This is a genomic window from Streptomyces sp. NPDC005266, assembly GCF_040607655.1.
Taxonomy (GTDB): domain Bacteria; phylum Actinomycetota; class Actinomycetes; order Streptomycetales; family Streptomycetaceae; genus Streptomyces.
The window spans coordinates 204,718-227,912 of the sequence record NZ_JBEXHC010000007.1 but is presented as its reverse complement, the minus strand read 5'-3'; the positions used below and the strand labels follow the sequence as shown (position 1 = coordinate 227,912).

Genomic DNA, 23,195 nt, shown 5'->3' with positions numbered 1-23,195 from the left:
CGTCCGGCGCTCGGCTTTGGTCCGGACGGTGTACGTGGGACCTTCAGGCCAGCTGGCAAGCTCGTGCTGGATGTCGTTGCGTTCTGTATCGCGGAACCACCGCATACCGGAGACCGGCGTCGCTGCGCCTGTTGCAAACATGATGGGTGCCCGAGTCAGGAGTACCTCTCCCGGGCTGGGCTGCCAGATCGGCATTGTCAGTCACCAAACCTTCAGTTGGCCGACTGCTGGAAGCGGTCACCGGGATTTACGGCTTCTCCGATGTGCTGGGGTATGCTCTGTATTTTGGGCGCGATCTTGCCGAGGCCATCCAGGGCGATGCCAGCGCCGAGAGGATTGAGTTGCACCTTTCCTCCACTGATCAACTTCAGCCCCTTGGTCCCAAGCCACTGGCCTTCGTGGTAACCCGCTTGGGAGAGGCCCGCAAGACGGTTCATCACCCCGCCACCTTCCCTTGCAATCAGTCCGAAGTTCTTGGCTTTACCGCCCAGCACGACCAGCCTGCCAGGCACCAGACTGACCCCGCCCTCGACCTTCTTCGCCAGATCTCCCATAGCGAGCAGATTCTTCGCCGAGGCGACCTGGGTTCCCTTGAATCCAGTACCGAAGGTCTTGGCTGTCCTCGCCAAAGCCCTACCGGTCTTCGCCACCTTGGCCCCTTTGCTGAACAGGCCGATACCGGGGAGCAGTCCTACCGCATCCAAGCCGATCGTCGTCCAACTCACGTCGGCTCCCGCAATTTTGGCTAGAGAGTGTGCGCCCAGAGCGAGTCCTGCAGTGACCAGAGCAGCGGCGCCGAAGATCGCTCCGAGGGGCTCGAAGGGCAGGGTGACGATCGCCAGAAGGCCCAGCACCGCAGTCAGGTCGCTTAGTAGATCACCGACCAGAGCGATGACGTCGGCGTGGTCCTTGACCCAGTTCACGGCGCCCTTGAACGCGTTCCCGATCTTGGAAAATATGCCCGGCTCATTGGGCGCAATGTCGTCAGCTTTGTCAAGTTCCTTTCCGATGAGTGCGGCAGCATGGGCATAGCGCGTCTCGAGATCGTGGACTTTGCTGATGATGTCGTCAACGGCCGAGGAGGCGTCAGCTACGTTCTTACCCTTCTTATCTCCCTTCTTGTCCTCTTCCTTCGCCTGGCCGTTCGACTCCTGCTTCGCCTTAGCGCCCGCCAGATCGTCGAGCTTTCTCCCGGCCGCGACCTCCAACCGGTCCGCCTCGTCCTGGAAATGCTGGAGCTCTTTGGCCCATCGATACAGCGCTCGGGATGTTTTGTGGAAGGACTCATAGCTTTTTTTGACCAGCGGTTTAACATCGTCCGATACGTGATCGCTGAAGGCTATCGCGGCCTTGCCTTTCCAAGCGCCGGTCTCGATCTGTTCCAACTCACGTACCGCAGTTCCCAGATCAGATGCCAGACCACCGATCCGTCTGGCCAGATTCCGGGTCTCTTCCGCGTCACCGGGCGTGGGGTCCCAGCCGATGTTCGGGAAGGAGGGGCGGGCCACTTCACTTGCCCTTCTTCTTGGGCTTCATGGACTCCGCAAGTTCCTTGTCCAATTCGCCGAAAGAGTCGTCTATCTGGTCGATCATCTTGACTGCGCCCTTGGCGTGTTTGCCAAGTTGCTTCATGCCGTAGCCCCACTCGTCCGCGAAGTCGTGGATGTCATCGACGAGTTTGCTGGCTCCTACCACCGAGCCATCCGTATGGCGCAGCGTTCGGCGAGCGGTGCCCATCCGGTCTGCGACTGTAGAAAAGGTTTTCCGTAGATGTTCGAAGATCGTACCCTCAAGCCGTAGATCAGTCATGCCATCTTCCTGCACTCTTCAGCCAGTATGAATTTCATGTTCGAGCGATCCTGGTGTTTCCGATTCCCCTGACACTTCAGCGGTTGATGGCTTGGACTTCCTGGACGCTGATGTCGGTGGTAGTGCCGAAGGTGCCGTCGGGGAGGGTGTCGCGTTGGCCGTTGGTGCTCGTCCAGGAGATTTTCCAGGTGAGCGTGGCCTTGAGGTGGTGGGGGCCGGTGTTGTTGGTGGAGCGGAGGTAGGTGATGCCGCAGGGTGGTGTCTGGTTCTTCTTGTCTGCGGAGTACGGGGTGCCGATGCTGCCGTCTTTGTTGATGGGGCATTCGCCGGAGGCGGGGTGCAGTTCGGCGTCCTGGGTGCCGGGTTCGATGGTGAGGGCGACGGGGGTTGCGGTGGTGGTCGCCGAGAGGTTGGTGTTGGGGAGGCTGGCGGTTACCGAGACCGACTTGAACTTGGCCTTGTTGAGCCAGACCCAGGTGTCGAGGTTGACGGTCTGCTTGCCGTCGGGGCTCATGGTGATGTCCGTGTCCGGGACCGGGAGTTCGTCGTAGGCGTACTCGGCCAGGATTCTCGGGGAGACGGCGAGGGGTTCGTCAGGGGTGTCGTTCTCGTCGACCCAGAATGGGGGCTTGTCACAGGAGTTCGCTTCGGGGTCGTTTTTGCGCTTGGGGTTGACGACGGCCGCCCAGAACATGCCCTTACCTTGTTTGTCAAGGTTGTAATTCTTGTACGCGCCGCCATCGTACCGCTCTTTGAGCGCGGCGCCGAAGAAATTTAGGAACGGCACTGAGGATATCGACGCGGTGAGGGCCTTGATCTGTTTCGGCGAGAAGGCCGGTTCATACCAGCAGGCCGGGGGCGTCCAGTTGACATCAGTGGAGGTCAACCCGCTCCCCCTGCCCGGCCTGGAACTTCCGGGAGTCCGAACCTCAACCTTTGTATGCGCAATGAGGTTGTTTCCCTGTCGGGAGCCGCCAGCTCCTTCTTTCGGGGCGTTGGAGTCGAGATCCTTACCGCCCGCATACGCGGTTGGTGTAGTGAGTGCAAGTGTCATCACAAGTGTCGCGACTGCCGCCTTTAGCTGAGCGTGGCGCTTCACGGCTGGCACTGCTTCGCGCCCTCCTGCGAGATGACATTAGAAGTCTGCCACACGCCGGACTTATTCTTTTCCAAGCGAGTGTTGTAGAAGGTGTAGTCGTCTGGGCTGCCGGGGAGTTTGCGTACCTCCTGCGTTTTGCGGTTCTTGTTGTACGACTTGGTTTCATCCGAGCAATACGTGACAGCCGCCGCGCCGTCTTTGAGGAAGGTCACCTTGCGATCGTAGTATCGGGTAGCCCCGGTGAAGGTCGTGCCGTTATCAATGAATGTTTGGACGTACTCAGACGCGCTGAGCAGTGCACCTTCCTTCGAGTAGAACTTGAGGCCCGGCCGGTTGCGGTCGCCACTCGTGATCGCCTCGTCCACCGAGTTGATGCGCCGCTCGTTGTCGGCCAGCACCGCGTCCTTCTTCGGGTCGCCGGTCTTGCGGTCCTCGAAGACGTTGTGCACGTCACTCGGGAGGGTGATCTTCGGTCGCTTGAGCCCGTCGTCCGAGGGAGACGCGGTGGGCGAGGCTGACTTGGTCGCCTTCTTGGCGCCGTCGATCTTCTTATCGTCCCCCGAAGAGGAGTCGCTGCCGCACGCGGTCAGGGCCAGGGCGGTGGCGGTGAGTAGGGCCGCCAGGCCGGCCTTTGTGGGTGTGTGCGTATTCAACTTCCGCATCTCCTACGGCTGTCCGGTAGCAAACGTCATCGATGATGGCATGGATGCATGGAGCAGCTTGGGAGGCTCGATTGCGCGCGGATAACGATGGGAGGTGCGAAGGAGGGGCCTCCTGGCGCGCCTTGAGGTGGTTATGGGGGGCTGATACGGTTCGATGACTTGACAGCCCCAGTTCCGCTGGATAACCGCGTAGTAGGGGCTTCGGCGGGCAAATGCCGGAATTCGGACATAACTTGCGGGGGCAGTCGCAGTGAAGATCCAGGAGCGCACGGGGGCGGCGCATGGCAGGGGCTTGGCGCCGGGTCAACCCGTCGGTGACAGGCTTCCCTCCGCCCCCCGCGAGCGTAAGCCTGCGCTTGCCGCGCTCGCGGTGTTGCTCATCCTTGTCGGTGCGTTGGGGGCGACCGTTCTTGTGTTGCGTGCCGGTGACCGGATCGAGGTCATCAAGATCACGCAAAATGTGACCGCCGGGAAGCCCATTCCGTCATCGGCCGTGGAATCGGTGATGGTCGCGGAAGATTCCGGTATCGATTACGTGAAGTACAACCAGTTGAATCTCCTCGGCAACTATCGCGCGACCACCGACATCGTGAAGGGATCCCTTCTGGTCGGGGGGATGCTGACCGAGAAGTCGAAGGGGCTTCCTGACGGCAAGGTGCTGGTCGGGCTGTCGCTCAAGGCGGGGCAGTATCCGCAGGATCTGGCCGCCGGGGACAGCGTCTCCGCGTACCGGGTGGGCGACGCCGCCGACAAGGGCAGCGCGACCGGATCGGCGGGGGCTTCCGGTGGGACCGGGGGGAACACGTTGCTGGTGCAGCGGGCGAGGGTGCAGATCGTCGGCTCCACGGGTGGGGGTGGGGACAGCGTCGGCAGTGCCGACTATCCCGTCTCGGTGCTCGCCGATCAGGGTGACGCCGCCGCGTTGACCCAGGCGGCGGCGGCCGGTGAGGTCGCCCTGGTCAAGGTTCCCAAGAGTGGTCAGTGAGTTCGGGCTTCCGGGTGGGGGGCGGGTCTCGTTTCCCGTCGTCCGGTTCCCGGTCATCCGGTGCCCAGCCGCCAGGCTGCTGCGGCTTCGGGTGCAGTTCGCAGGTCCAGGTCCAGGGTCTTAGAGAGACATAACGATATGGCGCTCATCGCTCTCGCTGCCGACAAGGGTTCGCCCGGTGTCACCACGACAGCCGTCGCGATCTCCGCGGTCTGGCCGCGGCGTGCGCTGCTGGCCGAGGTGGATCCGGCCGGTGGGGATCTGGTGTACCGGAGCGCCGCGGCGCACGGGGGGCCGCTGGATCCCAATACGGGGATGCTGTCGGTGGCGGCCACTGCGCGGCGGGGGCTGGTTGCCGAGCAGCTCTGGGATCACGCGCAGCCCATGTCGGGCGGGCTCGAAGTGCTGGTGGGGCTGGGGAATTCGGAGCAGTCCGCCGGGCTCGTCGGGTTGTGGCCGACCCTGGGTCATACCTTCGCGGGGCTCGCGCAATCCGCTCAGGGGGCTGCCGATGTGATCGCCGACTGCGGGCGGATCGGGGCCGACTCGCCGTCCGTCGACATGTTTCCGCACGCCTCGCTCGTGCTGCTGGTCTCCCGTACGGAACCGGAGAACCTGGCGCGGATCAGGGATCGGGCCGGCGCGCTGTCCGCGAAGCTCCACGGCGGGCAGCGGGGTGCGGCGCAGCTGGGTACGCCCCTCATCGGGGTGCTGCTGATCGCCGACCCGGGCAACAGCGGGCGGCTGGCCGGTCAGGTGAACGACATGCTGGTCGCGGCGCAGGCCGGCGCGCGGGTGGTCGGGGTCATCGCGCACGACACCGGCGGCGCAAACCAGTTGAACGGCCGTAAGCGCGGGCGGCTGGAGAAGTCGCTGCTCGTGCGCTCGGCCCGTAAGGTCGTCGGCGATCTGCATCAGCAGTTCGGTGCGGCGTGGACGCAGCCCGTCATGCCCGGCGGTGAGGGAGCCCATGGCGGTCACGGCGGTCACGGGGCCCACGGCGGTCACGGGGCCCACGGGGGTCACGGGGGTCACGGGGCCTACGGCGGTTACGGGGCCCGCGGTCCAGGTCCGGGGGCGCCTCGATGAGCGTCGTCGACCATCAGCTCGTCAAGCGGTTCCGGCAGCAGGCCGGTGACCGCATCGCCGAGCAGCGCCGCCTCGACCAGGCGTCCGGTGCCGCGCCGATGTCGACCGAGGACGAGCGGCAGTACGCCCGCGCCGTCATAGCCCAGATCCTCGAGGCCTACGCCCGCGCCGAGATCAACAGCGGGCGGGCACCGCTGGACGCGGAGACCGAGGAGCAGTACGCGGCGGCGGTGCATGCGGCGCTCTTCGGGGTGGGGCGGCTGCAGCCGCTGCTGGACGATCCCGAGGTCGAGAACATCGACATCAACGGGTTCGATCAGGTCTTCGTCGGTTACGCCGACGGGCGTGAGGAGCAGGGGGAGCCGGTCGCCGAGACCGATGAGGAGCTGATCGAGCTCATTCAGGTGCTCGGCGCCTATTCGGGGCTCTCTTCCCGGCCCTTCGACTCCGCCAATCCGCAGCTGGATCTGCGGCTGCCGGACGGCTCCCGGTTGTCGGCCGTCATGGATGTGACCCGGCGCCCGGCGCTGTCCATCCGGCGTGCCCGTCTGGGCAAGGTCTTCATGGCGGATCTGGTGGGAAATGGCACGGTGACGCCGGAGTTGGGGAATTTCCTGGCCTGTGCGGTCAGGGCCCGGAAGAACATCATGATCGCGGGCGCGACCAACGCGGGCAAGACGACGCTGCTGCGTGCCCTCGCCAATGAGATACCGCCCAATGAGCGGCTGATCACGGTGGAGCGGGCCCTGGAGCTGGGGCTCGATCAGTTTCCGGAGCTGCATCCGAATGTCGTCGCCTTCGAGGAGCGGTTGCCGAACTCCGAGGGCCAGGGCGCGATATCCATGGCGGAACTGGTCCGCCGATCACTGCGTATGAACCCCTCCCGCGTGATCGTGGGTGAGGTTCTGGGCGATGAGATCGTCACGATGCTCAATGCGATGTCGCAGGGTAACGACGGTTCGCTGTCGACGATTCACGCCAACAGTTCCAGCGAGGTCTTCAACCGTATTTCGACCTATGCGCTCCAGGCGAGTGAGCGGCTGCCCATCGAGGCGAGCCAGATGCTGATCGCGGGTGCGGTCAATTTCGTCGTCTTCGTCGAGCGCCGTAACGACTATCAGAGCGGCGGGCGGCTCAGCCGTACCGTCACCTCCGTACGCGAGGTCAACGGCGTGGACGGCCGGGTGCTGTCCAGCGAGGTGTTCGCGCAGACACCCGACGGCCGCGTGGTGCCGCACGCCCCCGTGACCTGCCTCGACGAACTGGCCGTGTACGGCTACCGCCCGACCGGAACCTGGGGGTGACGGGGACACCATGCGACTCCCCTCGATGGGCGGCTTCCTCTCGCTGCCCGTGCTGTACGCGCTGCTGAGCGGCGTCGTCGTCGGCGGCGGTCTGGCGCTGCTCATCGTCGCCATCCGCGGACTGCCCGCCAAGCCGGCCCATGAGAGGGCCAAGGCGAGCCGGCGCTCCGCCGAGCTGGCCCGCTTCGCCAGCCGGCGTGGTTCGCTCGCCGCGGGTGTGGGGCTGGTGGTGCTGCTGCTGACGCGGTGGGCGGTGGCCGGGATCGCCGCGGCGGTGCTGGTCTTCTTCTGGGACCGGCTGTTCGGCGGCGCGGCGGAGGAGCGGGCGGCGATGCGCCGCGTCGAGGCGCTGGCCGCCTGGACGGAGTCGCTGCGGGACACCATCGCGGGCGCCGTCGGCCTGGAGCAGGCCATTCCGGCGTCCGCGCGCGCTGCCGCCCCGGCGCTGCGCCCCCATCTGGACGCGCTGGTCGACCGGTTGCGCGCCCGTACGCCGCTGCCCGACGCGCTGCAGGATCTGGCGGATGAGATCGATGACGCGTCGGCCGACATCATCGTCGCCGCGCTCATCCTCAACGCGCGGCTGCGCGGCCCGGGTCTGCGCGAGGTGCTGGGCGCGCTGGCCAAGTCGGCGCGCGAGGAGGTCGACATGCGGCAGCGGGTCATGGCGCAGCGTGCCAGCACCCGGCGCAGTGTGCAGATCGTGATCGGCGTCTCGGTGGCTTTCGTGCTCGGTCTGTCGGTCTTCAACCGGGACTTCGTCGAGCCGTACGGGTCGCCCGTCGGCCAGCTGGTGCTGGCCTGTGTGTGCGGGCTGTTCGCGCTCGGCTTCTGGTGGCTGCGCAAGCTCTCCAGCATCGAGACCCCGGACCGCTTCCTGACCCGGGACGACCCGGGAGTCCAGTTCGTACGGCCGCGATCAGGCCACGGCGCATACGGGGCGCACGGTGCCCATGACGCGCCCGCGGCGCAGTCGCGGCTGCCCCGTGGGGAGGAGGTGACGCCGCGATGAACAGCAGCCTGACGATGCCGGTGCTGGTCGGCGCGGTCTTCGGCCTCGGCATCTACGCCCTGGTACGGGCCCTGATGCCCAGCAAGCGCGGCGCGGTCGCCCGGGTCGCGGAGATCGACGCGCTGCGGGCGCGCGGCGCGGCGCACGCGGGCGCCGGGGCCCAGGGCGCGCGGGAGAGCGGCCGGTTCGGCTCGCTGCGCGCGCGGGTCGGGACGCGGGTCGCGGAGTTCTATCTCCAGCAGGGCTGGGAGCAGCGCTCGCTGCGGGCGGACCTGGCGGTGCTGGACCGCGGCTGGGAGTCGTTCCTGGCGACCAAGGTGCTGCTGGGCGCGGCCGGTCTGGTCTTCGGCCCGTTCGTCTTCGCGATCGTGTGGACGTTGGGCTTCGGCAGCAGCCCGGTCATTCCCATCTGGCTGGCGCTGGCCTTCGCGGGCCTGTTCTTCATGCTGCCGGATCTGGAGATCCGGCGGGATGCCAAGGACAAGCGGCGCGATCTGCGCCGCGTGATCGGGGCCTATCTGGATCTGGTGGCCATGAACCTGGCGGGCGGACGGGGTCTGCCCGAGGCGCTGATGGCCGCGGCGGAGGTGAGCGACGGATGGGCGCTGCGCCGGGTGCGCAACACGCTGGCCGACGCCCGTATCACCGGCGTCAGTCAGTGGCAGGCGCTCGGGAACCTCGGCGAGGAACTCGGCGTGGAGGAACTTAAGGACCTGTCCGCGTCGCTGGCCCTGGTCGCGGACGACGGCGCGAAGGTGCGGGAATCGCTCGCGTCGCGCGCCGAGACGATGCGGCACCGAGAACTGGCGGAGATCGAGGGGAGCGCGGGGGAGAAGTCGCAGTCCATGCTGGTGGCGCAACTCCTGCTGTGCGCGGGCTTTCTGGTCTTCCTGATCTATCCGGCGGCGATGCGCGTGTTCCAGGTCTGACCGGATGGCCAGACCTGGATGGTCTGACCGGATGGTCTGACCTGGATGGTCTGACCTGGATGGTCTGACCGGATGCGGCGCGGAATTCCGCTCCTTCCCCCCTGTGTGAGAGGACATCACCATGAACATCGGATCCCGGATCACCGGCCACCCGGCCGTGGACTTCCTGGTCACCTTTCTGCGCGGCCACGTCGAGCGGGCGCGTTCCCAGGAGACGGACCGCGGCGCCTCCGCCGTGGAGTGGGTGATCATCTCGGCGGTCGTGGTCGCGATCGTGGGCGTGGTCGCCGCGATCATCAACTCGGCGCTGAGCGACGGCGCCAACAAGGTCGGCGACTGCATCAAGGGCGCCAACGCCAGCAAGACGTGCTGAGGCGGGACCGTACGGTCCCGTACGCCCCGTCCCACTGATCCGACCGCGCTGACCGCGCTGACAGAACTGACGAGCCGACCGAGCCGACCGAGCCGACCGAGTTGAGCGATGCGAATGAGACGAACGGGTGCGCTGCGCCGTGCCGTACGCCGCAGACTGGACGCCGCCCGCGGCGACAGCGGCGCGGTGGTGCGCGGGTACGGCGATCGCGCGCGCCGCGGCGGCGGGAGCGGCGGCCGTACGAGCGACTGCGGTATGACCGCGATCGAGTTCGTGCTGCTGACCCCGGTGCTCTTCTTCATGATCTTCGCCACCGTGCAGTTCGCGCTGTACTTCTTCGCCGACCATGTTGCCCAGGCGGCCGCGCAGGCGGGCGCCCGTAAGGCACGCGCCGAGGCGGACGAGAACCCCGGCGGCTGGCGGGGCAAGGCCACCTCGACGGCGGACGCGTACATCCGCCAGCTGGGGCCGCAGCTTCTCCTGGGGCCGGATGTGACGCCCGTACAGCCCGAGGGCGGCACGGTGGGCGTGCAGGTCGAGGCCGATGTGCCGACGGTCTTCCCCGGGATGACGTTCCGGGTGCACGCGAGGTCGCAGGGCCCGGTCGAGCGGTTCGTGGAGGACACGGGATGAGGGGCCAGTTGGCCATGGAGTCGGCGCCATGGGTACGGCGTACGGCGCTCGCCAGGCGCATCGGACGCGTCGGGCGCATCGGCCGCCTCGGGGTCGTCGGCGGCGTCGGCCGCGTCGGGGTCGTCGTCCGCATCGGTCGCGCCGGGGGCGTCGGCCGCATCGGCCGCATCGGGGGCGTCGGCCGCGTCGGGGGCGTCGGCGGCATCGGCCGCATCTGGCGCGTCGTCCGCATCGGTCGCGCCGAGGGCATCGGCCGCATCGGTCGCGCCGAGGGCGTCGGCCGCGTCGTCCGCATCGGCCGCACCGGCCGCATCGGTCGAGCCGGCCGCACTGGCCGCATCGGGCGAGCCGGGCGATCCGGACGGAGTGGTGACGCGGGCCTTTCGACCATCGAGGTCGTGATCCTCGCCCCCGTAATGATGATGTTCATCCTGGTGCTGGTGGCCTTCGGCCAGCTCGTGGACGGCCGTGGCGCGGTCGACGGCGCCGCGCGCGACGCCGCCCGCGCCGGCTCCATCCAGCACGACTACGGGGTGGCGATGAGCGAGGCGCGCAAGGCGGCCGAGGCCGACCTGGGCGATGTGTGCGAGGGTTCCCCGCAGGTGTCGATGTCGGGCAGCAGCTTCGAGCCCGGCGGCTTCTTCACGGTCGAGGTGAGCTGTCGGGTCAGGGGCCTGGGCATGCTCGGTCTGGACATCGGCTCCACGATCAAGGGCCGTGCCACCTCGCCCATCGACCCGTACCGGCGGGCGGCGTGAGGACGACGCGCGTGATCAGGGGCGGGGTGCCGCGGCGCACGGCCGTGCGGCTGCGAGCCCCGCTGCGTGCCCGGTTGCGGGCCCGGTTGTGGGCCCGGTTGCGAGGCCGGTTGTGGGCCCGGTTGCGAGCCCCGCTGCGGGCCCGGCTCGGTGAGGACCGGGGGTCGGGTGCCGCGGCGGTCATCATCTTCGCGGTGCTCTTCCTGGCGATCGCCGCCTTCGTCATCGACGGCGGTCTGTCCATCTCCCAGCGCGAGCGCGCCGCCGACTACGCGGAACAGGCGGCCCGTTACGCCGCCCAGGACCTCGATCAGGAGGCGCTGCGCGAAGGCCGCCCGGCCATCAACTTCGAGAACTGCACCGCCCGGGTGCGGGCGTTCGTGCGCGAGGCCGGTCTCTCGGGAGCGGACGTCGCCGGGTCGCGCTGCACCAGCGCCACCGCCGCGCGGGTGGAGGTGGAGGTGCGGCTGACCTACGAGCCCGTGCTGACCGGCCTGTTCTACAAGGGGTCGATCACGGTGCGCGGCAGCTCGGCGGCCGAGACGCGCACCGACTGAGCATGAACGTGGAGCACTAGAGTTGTCCCATCAGCATCTGTCGCACCCCCGGCGACCACCGACGGCATAGGAACCCCGCCATGGCGCGCACAGCTCGAGCACGGACCAGCCCCCGCACCGCCGGGGGCCCCCAGCCCAGGCCGCTGCCCCACGATCCGCGGCGCACGGCCGGTGACGTCGTCAAGGCGTTCCTCGCCTTCATCGCGCTGGCGGTGCTGCTCATCGGGGTGCCGGGGTCGCTGGCGTACTTCGTGGGCTGGCCGTTGCCGCATCAGGTGCCGTCGATGGACACCGTTCGGCAGCCGATCACCGCGGGCATCTTCATCAAGGTGCTCACGGTCGTGGTGTGGCTGGCCTGGGCGCAGTTCACGGCGTGTGTGCTGGTGGAGGGCAAAGCCGAGCTGTCCGGTGTGGGGATGCCGTCGCGCATACCCGGTGCCGGGCCGAGCCAGCTGCTCGCCCGGCAGTTGGTGGCCGCGCTGTTGCTGGTGGGTGCGTCGGCCGCGAGCCTGACGCCGGGGCTGTCGCAGCTGGGGAACGCGTACGACGCGAACCATCGCGGCACGGTGGCGGCCGCCCAGCAGACACCCGGCGAGCATCAGCAGGGTCAGCGGGGCATCCGCGCGCAGGGGCAGGGCGGCGCCGAGTCCGGGATGCGTGCGCAGGGCGAGCAGGCGGTGGATCCGACGACGGGCGACCGGGCCGAAGAGGCGGCCATGCGCGGGGAGAAGAACACGAAGTTCTACCGCATCCATCCGCCCGAGGGCCGCCATCACGACTCCCTGTGGGAGATCGCCGACCGCCACCTCGGCGACGGCCGCCGCTACAAGGAGATCTACGAACTGAACAAGGACCGTCTGCAGCCGGACGGTTCGAAGCTCTCGCAGGCCAGCCTGATCCGCCCCGGCTGGATCATGGAGATGCCCGCGGACGCGCACGGTGGTGAGCTGGTCGAGTTGCCCGATGAGGGGCGGAAGGTCTCCCCGGAGGTACGGCAGCAGATCCAGGACTACGACCGCGACAGCCCGCACGCCGACCAGCAGCAGGGCGGCGACCGGCAGCAGGGCGGCGAGCACGCGGACCCGGCGAGCGATGTGCACAAGACCCCGGTCGCCCAGCCCGATCAGCAGCGGGACGACGCCGGGCAGGGCGCGACCGCGACCAGCTCGGACTCCGCCTTCGGCCTGTCCGAGGCGCTCATCGGCGCTCCGCTGCTCGCCGCCGGGCTGCTGGCCGCCCTGGGCCGGCGCCGCCGGGCGGCGCTGTGGCAGGCCGCCATGTCGGCGATGGGCCGCGGCAGCGGCATCGACCTCACGCCCACCGGCGCCGCCGCCGACGCACAGGACGCGCTGCTCGTGGGCGCCGACCCGGGCGCGGTACGCGACCTGGACAGCGCGCTGCGCGGGCTGTCCGCCGCGCTGGCCGAGGAGCACCGCCAGCTGCCGACCGTCTACGCCGCCTGGCTCACCGCCGCCGAGATCCATCTCCAGCTCGCCGCGCCCTCGGGGGAGCCCCCGGCGCCCTGGCAGCCCGGCCAGGACCCGACGCTCTGGCAGGTGCGCCGCGCCGATGTCCGGCCGCACGAGCCGCAGGGGCCGGACGAGGCCGACGGCACCGCCGCCCCCTACCCGGGCCTGGTCAGCTTCGGCACGCTGGACGATGCCCGGCTGCTGCTCAACCTGGAGGCGGTGCCCGGCATCGTCTCCCTGACCGGCTCCGAGGCGGACCGGACCGCCGTCTTCGCCTCGGTCGCGGCCGAACTGGCCACTAACGGCTGGTCGGACCGGCTCACCGTGACCCTCGTCGGGTTCGGGCGGGAGCTGGGTGCGCTCGCGCCCACCCGGATCCGTCATGTCGATGATGCCGACGCCCTGATCGAGACCATGGATGCCGAGACCCGGCAGCGCCGCGGCGCGCTGGGCGCGGCGGGTCACGACTCGGTCCTCACCGGGCGTACGGGCCGTCCGCAGCACACCCAGCGCGCCCCGCATCTGGTGCTGCTGGCCGCCGAGCCCACCGAGGAGCAGGCCGCGCGGCTGGCCGCACTCGCCGCCGACTCGGGCCGCCTGGGCATCGGTTATCTCATCGGCACCGGGCGCGGTGAACTGCCGGGCGCCACCTGGGAGCTGGAGGTCACGCCCGAGGGACGGCTGCTGGCCCCGCTGCTGGGCCTGGAGCTGACGGCCCAGCTGCTGCCCGAGGCACAGCACCGCGCGGTCGTCGAGCTGTTCGCCGCCGCCGACCCGGACGCGGGGCCGCGGCCCGACGGTCCGGACGCCGCCCCTCCGCCCTTCATGGTCGACATCACCGAGCGGGGACGGCCCGCGGTGTACGCGCGTCTGGTGGGCTCGTACGAGATCATCGGGCTCGACACGCCGGACGACGACCGCAGCCCGCTGCTGCACGAGGCCCTCGCCCTGCTCCTGCTGCACCGGGAAGGCGTCCATCCGCGGGTGATGGCCTCGGCGCTGTGGCCGCGCGGTGCCACGGAGGACGTACGGGACGCGCTCATCGAGCGGCTGCGCGGTTGGCTGGGCGACGACCCGGACGGCACTCCGCGGCTGGGCCGGGACGAGACGGGCCGGCTGACCCTGGCCGCGTCCGTGGTCTCGGACCTGGATGTGCTGCGCACGCTCCACCATGAGGCGACCGAGGGGCGGGGGTCGCGCCGCGCGTCCGTACGGGAGCGGCTGCTCACCGACGCGCTCGCGCTCGCCCGCGGGCCGCTGCTGGCCGACCGTCCCGAGGGCCGCTACGGCTGGCTGTCCCATGAGCTGATCGAGGCCCAACTGCCGATGCTGGTGGCCGATGTGGCCCTCGCGCTGTCCGCCCACCACCTGGAGGCGGACCGGGCGGACGCTGCGATCGAGTCCCTCAACGCGGCGCTGGCCACCGCCCCGGCGGACGAGCGGCTGTGGAACGAGCTGCTGCGCGCGGTCCACGCCACCGGCGACCTGGAGCTCCTCCAGTCGACGGCGGACGGCCTGGTCGCCCGCGACCACACCCTGAACGGGGGCGCGCGGGGTCTCCCGCCGCGCACCGAGGCACTGCTGGACGAGCTGCTGCCCTCCTGGCGCGAACCGCGGGCCGAGGCCAACTGAGCGCGGGCCGAGGCAGACGGAGGCGTCAGGACGGCGGCGCGGAGGGATACGGATGATCGGGAACGAGAGCGCCGACGGGACCGGCAAGGACTGGGCGGCGTTCCAGTACGAGATCTACCTGAACGGGATGACCGGGGCCGTGCCCCGGTTGCCCGCCGACCTCGGGCGGTTGGAGGAGCTGGCCGCGGGGCGGCTGGGGCCGGGGCCGGTGGGCTATGTGGCCGGGAGCGCCGGCAACGGTAGTACGGAGCGCGCCAATCGGGCGGCGCTGGAGCGGTGGCGGATCGTGCCGCGGATGCTGCGGGATGTGCGGCAGCGGGATCTGACCGTGGAGCTGTGGGGGAGGCGGCTGCCCGCGCCGGTCGCGCTCGCGCCGATCGGGGTGTTGTCGATCATGCATCCCGAAGGCGAGTGCGCGGCGGCGCGGGCCGCGGCCGCGCAGGGAGTGCCTTTCATTCTGTCGTCGGCCTCCAGTACGCCGATGGAGCGGGTCGCGGAGGCAATGGGGGATGGTGAGCGGTGGTTCCAGCTGTACTGGGGGAAGGACCGCGAGGTAACCAAGAGCTTTCTGGGCCGGGCGAAAGCGGCCGGTTTCACCGCACTCTTCGTTACGTTGGACACACCGCTCCTGGCGTGGCGGCCGCGCGATCTCGACCAGGCGTATCTGCCGTTTCTGCGGGGCGTGGGGACGGCCAACTACTTTACGGATCCGGCGTTTCAGGCCGCACTCGCCAAGCCGGTCCATGAGGACCGGGACGCGGCGGTGCTGCACTTTGTGAAGATGTTCGGGGATCCCGGGAAGAGCTGGGAGGATCTGGCGTTTCTGCGGGAGCACTGGGACGGCCCGATCATGCTGAAGGGGATTCTCCACCCCGATGACGCGCGCCGCGCCGCGGCGGCGGGAATGGACGGGATCGTCGTCTCCAACCACGGCGGGCGCCAGGTGGGCGGGTCGATCGGGGCCGCGGACGCGCTGCCGGGGGTGGTGGAGGCGGTCGGGGACCGGATGGCCGTGCTGTTCGACAGCGGGGTGCGCAGCGGTGACGACGTGTTCAAGGCGTTGGCCCTGGGCGCCCGCGCGGTGCTGCTCGGGCGCCCGTACGCCTATGGGCTCGGGCTCGACGGGCAGGCGGGCGTCGAGCATGTGATCCGGGCGCTGATGGCCGAGTTCGAGCTGACGATGGCGTTGTCGGGCCATACGGATGTGGCGGGGCTGACTCCGTCCGCACTCGCCTGACCCCCATACGCTCCGCTGACATTCCCTCACACCGTGGCGACTTCTTGGCTTTAGCGGGTCCCGGGCTTCCGGATTGCCTGGTGCTACGCTCGTCCGCGGGCAAGGGAAAACGACTGCCACGGGGGGAGATTGCGTGAAGCTTAAACGTAAAGCCTCGATGGTCGTGCTGACGGCGGCACTGATGCTGGGCGGTTCGGTGGCTCTGGCGCCGACGGCGTCCGCGGTGGGGCCGTCGGCCTGCCAGTTCAATTCTCCGGACGTCAATTTCAAGGTCGATACGAGTGGGGCCAGATTCCGTACCGGTCCGGGCAAGCGCTACCGGGTGATTGGGACGCTTTACCGGGGAGATTCGTTCCGGTACTTCTGCCGCACCCGGGGCTTTGAGAAAAGCTGGTCGTACGGGAAGATCATCAAGCGTACGACCTCGGGAATTCGGGCCGGGACCAGGGGCTGGGTCTACAGCAAGTACCTGGACTAGCGGGAGCGGTCCCGGCCGTAGGCGCAGTGACGTTCCTGCGGAAGGGCAGTGACGTCCCTGCGGCAGGGGGAAGGAAAGGCGGCGAGGGCGGGGCCCTGACCAAGCCCCATGCCCTCGCCGCCCACCGCCGTCTCACCCCTTGCTGACCGCCGTCAGGATCTCCGGCAGCCGCGCCGCCGCGCGCGGTGCGGCCAGCCGCAGCCCCGCCTCCGCGACGGCCGCGCCATAGCCCGCGCCCACCGGAAGCAGCAGCCACAGCCACGCATGTCCCCCGGAGACATGCAGCCAGATCGCGAGCGCCAGCACCGGTGCGCACACCAGGGCGCCCACGACGATCCCGCCGAGGATGCTGATCCAGGCGAGCCCGGCCTGCCCCGGCACGACGTTCTTGTAGCCGCTGTCCTGCGGGATGGAGTACGGGAACAGCGACGAGGTCATGGCGCCGGTCGCCAGCAGCGAGCCGAACAGCGCGAGCGCGATCCCCAGCGTCTCGGGGGCGGCCGGCCAGTCCTTCATGAGGGCGGCGGACCCGAGCGTCACCACCGTGACGTACGGCAGCCCGACCAGCGCCAGCGCCCACGCCCGGCCCCGCAGCTCCCGATACGCGTCGCGCGGGGAGGAGATCGTCTGCGCGACCATCCAGAAGGCGGAGGAGTCGTAGCCGAACTGGTTGTACATCTGCATCCCGAGCAGCCCCGACGCCCACCACGCCGAATAGACCGAGCCGCCGCCCTGTACGGCGGTGACGACGGGCAGCAGCAGACCGACGCCCAGTGAGGTCGCCCACGCCGCCTTGGACTTCGGGTCCCGGACGGCATAGCGCAAGGTGCGCAGCATGACCGTGCCGGTGCGGCCGGCGGGCAGCAGCCGGCCGAGCGGGCCCGCCGTGTCCGCCGGGCCGGCCGTCCCCGCCCGTGTCTCCTTGGGCGTCGCCGCCTGGAGCGTGGAGGCGTCGGGCGCGGTCATCAGATGGGTGAGACTGCGCGCCCACCACCACAGCAGCAGCGCCAGCGCCGCCGCGGTCAGGGCGAACTGGGCGGCGGCGGTGGTGTACGCACCGTCGCTCACGCCCTGGACGGCGTCGACCGCCGCCGCGGGCGGCACCCAGCGCAGCACGTCCGCGGCCGGCTCCAGTACGGCCAGACCGTTCTTGCCGCCGAGCTGCTGGGCCCCGATGTTGACGAACTGCACGCCGATCGCCACGAACAAGCCGCTCAGCAGCGCCAGATCGCGGCCCTTGCGGCTGGTCAGCAGCCGGGTGTTGGCGGTCGCGACGGCGCGTGCCAGCGCCACGCACACCAGCAGAGTCAGCACGACGGCGGCCACGCCCGCGACGGCGGCCGCCGCCCCGTGCGCGACGGCGACGGCCGAACCGGCCACCAGGGTCAGGGTGAACAGCGGGCCGATGCCGATCAGCGACGACACCAGCAGCGCGGTGATCAGCGGCCGGGGCCGCAGCGGCAGCATCACCAGCCGCGTCGGGTCCAGGGTCTCGTCGCCGCTCGGGAAGAACAGCGGCATCACCGCCCAGCCCAGGGCGAGTACCGCGGTCAGCAGGGTGACGAGCGCGTCGGCGTGGTCATGACCGCGCAGCAGCACCAGACCGAGGAGTTGCAGCGCGGCGAAGAGCAGCGTGACGACGATCGAGGAGATATAGGCGGCGCGCCGCCCCGCCGACTGCCGCAGCCCGTTGCGCAGCAGCGTCAGCTTGAGCGTGACGAAGACGGGCGTGGGCGAGCCGGTGGGGACGGTGGGAGGGGCGGGCGCCGTGGCGCCGAGCGGGTCGGTGAGCGTCATCGGGTGCCGCCGCCCAGCCAGTCGAGGTTCTGTCCGGCCATGCGCCGGTTGGCGCCGACCAGCTCCAGAAAGGCGTCCTGGAGGGACGGCGCCTCGCCCCGTACGTCGGCCAGCGGCCCGTGGGCCCGGATCCGCCCGGCCGCCATCACCGCGACCCAGTCGCACAGCGACTCCACCAGCTCCATGACATGGCTGGAGAAGACGACGGTGGCGCCCGAGCGGGTGTAACGCTCCAGAACGCCGCGGATGGTCTGCGCGGAGACCGGGTCCACGCCCTCGAAGGGCTCGTCGAGGAAGAGGACTTCCGGATTGTGGAGGAGGGCCGCGGCCAGTCCGATCTTCTTCCGCATACCGGTCGAGTAGTCGACGACCAGCTTGTTCTGCGCGCCCGCCAGATCCAGGACGTCCAGCAGCTGGGTGGCGCGCTTGTCGACCTCCTCGCCGGGCAGTCCGCGCAGTCGCCCGGTGTAGGCGAGGAGTTCGCGGCCGGAGAGCCGCTCGAACAGCCGCAGCCCCTCGGGCAGCACCCCGATCCGGGCCTTGACCTCGACCGGGTCGCGCCATACGTCATGGCCGGCGACCTCGACGGTGCCGGAGTCGGGGCGCAGCAGCCCGGTGATCATCGACAGTGTGGTGGTCTTGCCGGCCCCGTTGGGGCCGACGAGTCCGATGAACTGCCCGGCGGGCAGCTCCAGATCGATGCCCGCGACCGCGATCTGCTCGCCGTAGCGCTTCCACAGCCCGCTCACCCGCACCGCGGCGGTCGTCGTCGGCTGTGCGGCGTCTGTCTGTTCTTCCGGCACCCGGTTCCCCGTCTTCCCACCTCAGCTGATGCGGGGACCGGTCGTGTCCCCGTCCGCCGACCACCATACGGGCAGGGCGCCGCGGGGTATCCGGTACGTCCGGTGCGGCCGAATCGTTCGGCGCGTCAGCGGTGGCTTTCGCGTCAGCGGTGGCTCTTGCGTCAGCGGTGGCTCTTGCGTCAGCGGTGGCTCTTGCGTCAGCGGTGGCTCTTGCGTCAGCGGTGGCTCTCGCGTCAGCGGCGGCTCTCGCGGCCGCAGGCGTAGGCGAGGGCGCTGACCAACTCCTCCGCGTCCGGCAGCCAGCGGTTGGCCGGGGTGGGTTTGCGGGCCCACTGGATCGGGCCGCGGTGGCCCACCCGGCTCGGGGGCGCGACCACATAGTCGCCCTCGCCGCGCGGGACCAGGTCGATCGAGTTCGGCGGCCAGCCCAGGTTCCGTACCAGGTCCGGGATCTTGGCCGCGGCGCCCGGCAGGACGAAGAAGAGCATCCTGCGCGTGGCGGTGGAGGTGACCGGGCCGAGTTCGACGTGACGGCGCTCCATGCGGGCGAGCGCGAGACAGCCCGCCGACTCCGGCACGTCGAGCGCGTCGAAGGTGCGGCCGGTGGGCAGCAGGATCGAGGCGCGCGGCGTCTTGGCCCACATGCGGCGGACCACGACCGCGCTGCCCGTCGCCTGGTTCACCCAGTCCCGGCCGGTCGGATGGGCGCCCGGGACCGGGCAGTCGGCGCTCGCGCAGGAGCAGCGCTCCACGCCGTCCACGACCTCCAGCCAGGCGCCGGAGAGCACGTCCCAATGCCGCTCTTCGGCATATCGCACCGCGGCGTCGCGCAGCCGCTCCCCGCGCTGCTGAGGGATCTGCGATGTTCCTGTCACGTCCATGGTCTCTTCCACGCAGGGGACAACTTCCCTCGTCAACAAGGGTTACGGCCGGGCCCTCGGGTGGGCGGGGGCGGGCGGGGGCCACAGGGGGCCCGGCGGGTGCGCGGCGACGGCACGCGGGGCGCATGGGTGCACGGCCGGGGGCGCGCGCGGGGTTGCGGCTGTGTGAGCGGGTAGCCACCATGCGTGACGGGCGTACGAGTGTCCGGTGGCGGCTGCCCGTGGCGGCGGTCCCGGACTCGTGTCGGCGCCGTACGCGAACGGCGCGGTCGATGCGGTCAATACGGGCAAGTTCCGCATTCACCGTATACCCGCGATATCTGCGGGGCATTACTGGTCAACAGGGACGGATTCGCCGAGAACGCACAGCAGTCACTGGGGGTAAAGCCATGGCCGCTAGGCCGCTAGTGGCGCGGCAGCCGAACGAACGGCTGCAGGCGCTCATCCAGGAAGCCGCGTGCTCCAACGCCGGCTTGGCGCGCAGGGTCAATATGTGCGGCGCCGAGCACGGTCTGGATCTGCGCTACGACAAGACGTCGGTCGCCCGATGGCTGCGCGGACAGCAGCCCCGTGGCCGCGCCCCGGGCATCATCGCCGAGGCGCTGGGTCGCAAGCTGGGCCGTACGGTCACGATAGACGAGATCGGCATGGCCAACGGCAAGAACCTCGCCTCGGGCGTCGGCCTCCAGTTCTCGCCCACCGTCCTCGGCGCGATAGAGCAGGTCTGCGAGTTGTGGCGCAGCGATGTGGGGCGCCGTGACTTCCTGAACGGTTCGACGGTCGCCGCCTCGGCGCTGGTCGAGCCCAGCCGTGACTGGCTGATCACCGGCGCGGATGTCCAGGTCGCGCGCACGGCCGGGGCCCGGGTCGGCCGGTCGGACGTCGCCGCCGTGCGCTCCACCACCGACGCGCTCGTCGAGCTGGACCACCGCTACGGCAGCGGGCATGTGCGCCCGGTCGTCGTCCACTATCTGAACAGCGTCGTCTCCGGGCTGCTGGCCGGCTCGTACCGCGAGTCGGTGGGGCGTGAACTCTTCGGGGCCGTCTCCCGGTTGACGGAATTGGCCGGATATATGGCGATTGACACCGGTCAATCCGGGCTCGCCCAGCGCTATTACATCCAGGCGCTCCGGCTGGCGCAGGCCGCCGGGGACCGGGGCTACGGCGGCTATGTGCTCGCCGCCGGCATGAGCCATCTCGCCGCCCAGCTGGGCAATCCACGGGAGATCGCCCAGTTGGCGAAGGCGGCCCAGGAGGGTTCGCGCGGTCAGGTGCCGCCGCGCGCCGAGTCGATGTTCCTGGCCGCCGAGGCGCGCGGGCACGCCCTGATGGGGGACGCGCGGGCGTGCCAGTCCGCGGCCGGCCGGGCGCTGGACGCGATGGAGCGGGCGGCGGGGGACGAATCCGGGGACGAGCCGCTGTGGATCCGCCACTTCGACCACGCGTATCTGGCGGATGAGCTGGCCCACTGCCATCGCGACCTGGGCCAGGGCGAACCGGCCCGGCGGCGCGCCGAGGAGGCCCTGGAGGGGCATCCGGAGGGGCGGGTGCGGCGGCGTGCGATCGGGCTGCTGCTGCTGGCCACGGCGCATGTGCAGCAGCGCGAGGTGGAGCAGGCGTGCCATATCGGTACCCAGGCGGTCGATCTGCTGGGGACGCTGCGGTCCAACCGGGGGGCGGAGTATCTGGACGACTTCCAGCAGCGGTTGGAGCCGTACCGGGAGGAACCGGTGGTGCGGGAGTTCGGGGCGCGGCTGGAGGTGCAGGCGGCGTAGGCGGCCCAAGGGGCCCGGATGTGCGGTGTCCTATGGGTGTTGTGGCCGGGTTTGTCCGATGCGTTGTGGTGGTGGTGGCCCCGGCCGGGACCGGGGCCCGTCCTCCCCGTCTCCTGGCATCGCCGCTGGCCAGAGCCGCTGTGGTGCGGAGGCGGTGACCAGTCTCTCCCTTCCCGGGCGGACCGACGGGCGCCGAGGTGTTCGGTGAACCGGTAGCGTGAGCCGACGCTTCCGTAAGTTCCGCATAGCCAAGGAGTCCCGGTGACGCAGAGCGGACAGGGGAATGAGCCGCATTTGCCTGCGGTCCCGCCCGCGCAGCCCCCGCACCCCGTGCGCGAGGGTGTCGTGCTGCCCGCCCAGGGCGACCAGTGGTCCCCGGAGCAGCATCACGCGGCCCCGGCCGGCGGGCAGGCGTGGGGGCAGCCCTGGGGGCCGCAAGGGGCGCCGCAGGGCGCACCGGGGGCTGCGGGCTCGGAACCCTCCGCGGCGGCGCCGCTGCCGCCGGAGGGCGGGTTCGGTGCCCCCCTGCCGCCGGAGGGGCAGCCGCTGCCGCCCGAGGGGCAGTCGTACGGGCAGCAGGGCTGGTCGCCGTCGCAGTCGCCGCCGGAGAGCCAGGCGCAGCCCTACAACGTCGCGGAAGAGACTCAGGTACTGCCGCCGCAGCCCTACAACGTCGCGGAAGAGACTCAGGTACTGCCGCCGCAGTCCTACAACGCCGCCGAGGAGACGCAGGTGCTGCCGCCGCAGCCCGCGGGCGACGCCGAGGCGACCCGGTTCATACCCCCCGTCCTGGGCCGGGCGCAGCCGCCCCAGGACACCCCGACCACCACGCTCGCCGCGATCAAGAGCGCGCCGCTGCCGCCCGAGAACCGGCCAGGGAAGCCCGAGTCGCCCGCCGAGTCCACCACCCAGCTGCGCACGGTCCGCCCCGGCCGTGGCACGCACCGCCAGCGGCAGACCGCCGCCCCCGCCCCGGCACCCACCCCCAACTCCGACGTCAATGCCGCCGAGGAGACCGCGGTGCTGCCCGGCCCGATCCCGGCGGGCCCCGAGCCGAAGCGGCCCGGCGGCGCCCCGTACGCGATCCGGCCCGGCCGGCCGGGAGACCGCCCGCCGCCGTCCGAGTTCGACGGGCTGTTCCGCGCGGACGGGGCCGACGCTCCCGACGAGACCCAGCAGCTCCCGCAATTCGGCCACCAGGGCCCGCCGGACCACGGGGGTCACAGCGGCCATGGGGGCCGCGGCCGCGGAGGCGGTGGCGGACGCCGCCGTATGTCGCGTCCCGTGCTCATCGGACTGGTCGTCGCGGGCTGCGGCATCGCCGGCCTCGCCGCCGGAGCCGCGCTCAGCGCGGGCGGTGGTGACGACAAGAAGAGCGACAACTCCACGCTGAGCAGCTCCTCCCCGAGCGCCTCCGAGGACGCCCCGAGCAAGGCCCCCACGGACCCCGCCCAGCCGCAGGCTAAGGCGCTGGACGCGCTGCTCGCCGACAGCAACAACAGCCGCTCGTCGGTCATCAAGGCCGTGGACAACATCAAGAACTGCAAGGACCTGTCCACGGCGGCCTCGGATCTGCGGACGGCCGCCGGCCAGCGCAACGGTCTGGTGACCCGGCTGGAGAAGCTCTCCGTGGACAAGCTCCCGAACCACGCGCAGTTGACCGCGGCCCTCACCAAGGCGTGGAAGTCGTCGGCGACGGCCGACAACCAGTACGCGGCCTGGGCCGATCAGGTCGGCGGCGGCAAGAAGGGCTGCCACAAGGGCAAGGCCCGCCGGACGCCCCGGGTGGGAGCCGCCGAGCTGGCGAGCGGCCGGGCGACCGAGGCGAAGAAGACGGCGGCCGGGATCTGGAACCCGATCGCCACGAAGTACGGGCTCACCCAGCACCAGGCCACCGACCTGTGACACGGAAG

General features: G+C 70.3%; 21 protein-coding genes. 14 read left to right on the top strand and 7 right to left on the bottom strand.

Annotation, left to right across the window (positions count from 1 at the left end; translation table 11 throughout):
• Positions 1-212 precede the first annotated feature (212 nt).
• The 4 genes from ABZU99_RS16660 to ABZU99_RS16645 all read right to left on the bottom strand — a co-directional run bounded on the left by ABZU99_RS16660 (position 213) and on the right by ABZU99_RS16645 (position 3,561).
• Positions 213-1,508, bottom strand: coding sequence for an enoyl-CoA hydratase/isomerase family protein (locus ABZU99_RS16660; protein WP_356045792.1), 1,296 nt, complete (start codon positions 1,506-1,508; stop codon positions 213-215).
• Position 1,509: 1 nt separating this feature from the next.
• Positions 1,510-1,809 (bottom strand): hypothetical protein, encoded by a 300-nt coding sequence (locus tag ABZU99_RS16655; RefSeq protein WP_356045794.1) that lies wholly within the window; start codon positions 1,807-1,809, stop codon positions 1,510-1,512.
• Positions 1,810-1,885: 76 nt separating this feature from the next.
• Positions 1,886-2,695, bottom strand: coding sequence for a hypothetical protein (locus ABZU99_RS16650; RefSeq protein ID WP_356045796.1), 810 nt, complete (start codon positions 2,693-2,695; stop codon positions 1,886-1,888).
• A 209-nt stretch (positions 2,696-2,904) separates the two neighbouring features.
• A complete protein-coding gene (locus tag ABZU99_RS16645; protein WP_356045798.1) occupies positions 2,905-3,561 on the bottom strand; it encodes a hypothetical protein in 657 nt (218 codons plus the stop codon).
• 259 nt (positions 3,562-3,820) lie between these two features.
• Here ABZU99_RS16645 and ABZU99_RS16640 point away from each other — a divergent pair, with 259 nt between their 5' ends.
• The 12 genes from ABZU99_RS16640 (at position 3,821) to ABZU99_RS16585 (ending at position 16,026) form a co-directional block, all read left to right on the top strand.
• On the top strand, positions 3,821-4,555 hold the full coding sequence (locus ABZU99_RS16640) for a hypothetical protein (protein WP_356045800.1): 735 nt from the start codon (positions 3,821-3,823) through the stop codon (positions 4,553-4,555).
• Between the two features lie 138 nt (positions 4,556-4,693).
• Positions 4,694-5,644, top strand: a complete 951-nt coding sequence (locus ABZU99_RS16635; protein ID WP_356045802.1) for a hypothetical protein — start codon at positions 4,694-4,696, stop codon at positions 5,642-5,644.
• Entirely contained in the window at positions 5,641-6,948 is a 1,308-nt protein-coding gene (locus ABZU99_RS16630; protein WP_355950103.1) for an ATPase, T2SS/T4P/T4SS family, read from the top strand. Before ABZU99_RS16635 ends, ABZU99_RS16630 begins: the two co-directional genes overlap by 4 nt.
• 25 nt (positions 6,949-6,973) lie before the next feature.
• Positions 6,974-7,960, top strand: a complete 987-nt coding sequence (locus tag ABZU99_RS16625) for a type II secretion system F family protein (RefSeq protein WP_355950264.1) — start codon at positions 6,974-6,976, stop codon at positions 7,958-7,960.
• Positions 7,957-8,889, top strand: coding sequence for a type II secretion system F family protein (locus tag ABZU99_RS16620; RefSeq protein WP_356045804.1), 933 nt, complete (start codon positions 7,957-7,959; stop codon positions 8,887-8,889). Before ABZU99_RS16625 ends, ABZU99_RS16620 begins: the two co-directional genes overlap by 4 nt.
• Positions 8,890-9,010: 121 nt before the next feature.
• Positions 9,011-9,262 (top strand): hypothetical protein, encoded by a 252-nt coding sequence (locus ABZU99_RS16615; protein ID WP_355950107.1) that lies wholly within the window; start codon positions 9,011-9,013, stop codon positions 9,260-9,262.
• 114 nt (positions 9,263-9,376) lie between these two features.
• Complete coding sequence (locus ABZU99_RS16610) at positions 9,377-9,895, top strand: TadE family protein (RefSeq protein ID WP_356045806.1); 519 nt, start codon at positions 9,377-9,379, stop codon at positions 9,893-9,895.
• Positions 9,896-10,233: 338 nt separating this feature from the next.
• Positions 10,234-10,653 carry a TadE/TadG family type IV pilus assembly protein gene (locus ABZU99_RS16605; protein WP_356045858.1) on the top strand — a complete coding sequence of 140 codons (420 nt, stop codon included), beginning with the start codon at positions 10,234-10,236 and terminating at the stop codon, positions 10,651-10,653.
• Between the two features lie 110 nt (positions 10,654-10,763).
• On the top strand, positions 10,764-11,210 hold the full coding sequence (locus ABZU99_RS16600; RefSeq protein WP_356045860.1) for a pilus assembly protein TadG-related protein: 447 nt from the start codon (positions 10,764-10,766) through the stop codon (positions 11,208-11,210).
• An 80-nt stretch (positions 11,211-11,290) separates the two neighbouring features.
• The gene (locus ABZU99_RS16595; protein WP_356045808.1) at positions 11,291-14,311 is read left to right on the top strand and encodes a BTAD domain-containing putative transcriptional regulator; all 3,021 of its coding nucleotides are present in this window, start codon (positions 11,291-11,293) and stop codon (positions 14,309-14,311) included.
• A gap of 52 nt (positions 14,312-14,363) precedes the next feature.
• On the top strand, positions 14,364-15,548 hold the full coding sequence (locus ABZU99_RS16590; protein WP_355950116.1) for a lactate 2-monooxygenase: 1,185 nt from the start codon (positions 14,364-14,366) through the stop codon (positions 15,546-15,548).
• 133 nt (positions 15,549-15,681) lie between these two features.
• Positions 15,682-16,026 carry an SH3 domain-containing protein gene (locus ABZU99_RS16585; protein WP_355950119.1) on the top strand — a complete coding sequence of 115 codons (345 nt, stop codon included), beginning with the start codon at positions 15,682-15,684 and terminating at the stop codon, positions 16,024-16,026.
• A 132-nt stretch (positions 16,027-16,158) separates the two neighbouring features.
• On the opposite strand, the gene ABZU99_RS16580 is transcribed toward ABZU99_RS16585, so the two are convergent.
• The 3 genes from ABZU99_RS16580 to ABZU99_RS16570 form a co-directional block, all read right to left on the bottom strand.
• A complete protein-coding gene (locus tag ABZU99_RS16580; RefSeq protein ID WP_355950122.1) occupies positions 16,159-17,823 on the bottom strand; it encodes a transporter in 1,665 nt (554 codons plus the stop codon).
• The gene (locus ABZU99_RS16575; RefSeq protein WP_355950125.1) at positions 17,820-18,626 is read right to left on the bottom strand and encodes an ABC transporter ATP-binding protein; all 807 of its coding nucleotides are present in this window, start codon (positions 18,624-18,626) and stop codon (positions 17,820-17,822) included. Before ABZU99_RS16575 ends, ABZU99_RS16580 begins: the two co-directional genes overlap by 4 nt.
• Before the next feature lie 233 nt (positions 18,627-18,859).
• Positions 18,860-19,507, bottom strand: a complete 648-nt coding sequence (locus tag ABZU99_RS16570; protein WP_356045810.1) for a bifunctional DNA primase/polymerase — start codon at positions 19,505-19,507, stop codon at positions 18,860-18,862.
• A 389-nt stretch (positions 19,508-19,896) separates the two neighbouring features.
• Between ABZU99_RS16570 and ABZU99_RS16565 the strand changes: the two genes are divergently transcribed.
• Positions 19,897-21,282: a transcriptional regulator gene (locus ABZU99_RS16565; protein ID WP_355950130.1), complete on the top strand. Its 1,386-nt coding sequence runs from the start codon at positions 19,897-19,899 to the stop codon at positions 21,280-21,282.
• Positions 21,283-21,543: 261 nt separating this feature from the next.
• A complete protein-coding gene (locus tag ABZU99_RS16560; RefSeq protein ID WP_356045812.1) occupies positions 21,544-23,187 on the top strand; it encodes a hypothetical protein in 1,644 nt (547 codons plus the stop codon).
• Positions 23,188-23,195: the final 8 nt, after the last annotated feature.

Bases quoted from the DNA above. Each gene is read 5' to 3' on its own strand.
- ABZU99_RS16625 (WP_355950264.1), top strand. From the start codon at position 6,974: ATGGGCGGCTTCCTCTCGCTGCCCGTGCTGTACGCGCTGCTGAGCGGC.
- ABZU99_RS16620 (WP_356045804.1), top strand. From the start codon at position 7,957: ATGAACAGCAGCCTGACGATGCCGGTGCTGGTCGGCGCGGTCTTCGGC.
- ABZU99_RS16595 (WP_356045808.1), top strand. From the start codon at position 11,291: ATGGCGCGCACAGCTCGAGCACGGACCAGCCCCCGCACCGCCGGGGGC.
- ABZU99_RS16610 (WP_356045806.1), top strand. From the start codon at position 9,377: ATGAGACGAACGGGTGCGCTGCGCCGTGCCGTACGCCGCAGACTGGAC.
- ABZU99_RS16580 (WP_355950122.1), bottom strand. From the start codon at position 17,823: ATGACGCTCACCGACCCGCTCGGCGCCACGGCGCCCGCCCCTCCCACC.
- ABZU99_RS16615 (WP_355950107.1), top strand. From the start codon at position 9,011: ATGAACATCGGATCCCGGATCACCGGCCACCCGGCCGTGGACTTCCTG.
- ABZU99_RS16655 (WP_356045794.1), bottom strand. From the start codon at position 1,809: ATGACTGATCTACGGCTTGAGGGTACGATCTTCGAACATCTACGGAAA.
- ABZU99_RS16570 (WP_356045810.1), bottom strand. From the start codon at position 19,507: ATGGACGTGACAGGAACATCGCAGATCCCTCAGCAGCGCGGGGAGCGG.
- ABZU99_RS16630 (WP_355950103.1), top strand. From the start codon at position 5,641: ATGAGCGTCGTCGACCATCAGCTCGTCAAGCGGTTCCGGCAGCAGGCC.
- ABZU99_RS16590 (WP_355950116.1), top strand. From the start codon at position 14,364: ATGATCGGGAACGAGAGCGCCGACGGGACCGGCAAGGACTGGGCGGCG.
- ABZU99_RS16635 (WP_356045802.1), top strand. From the start codon at position 4,694: ATGGCGCTCATCGCTCTCGCTGCCGACAAGGGTTCGCCCGGTGTCACC.
- ABZU99_RS16565 (WP_355950130.1), top strand. From the start codon at position 19,897: ATGGCCGCTAGGCCGCTAGTGGCGCGGCAGCCGAACGAACGGCTGCAG.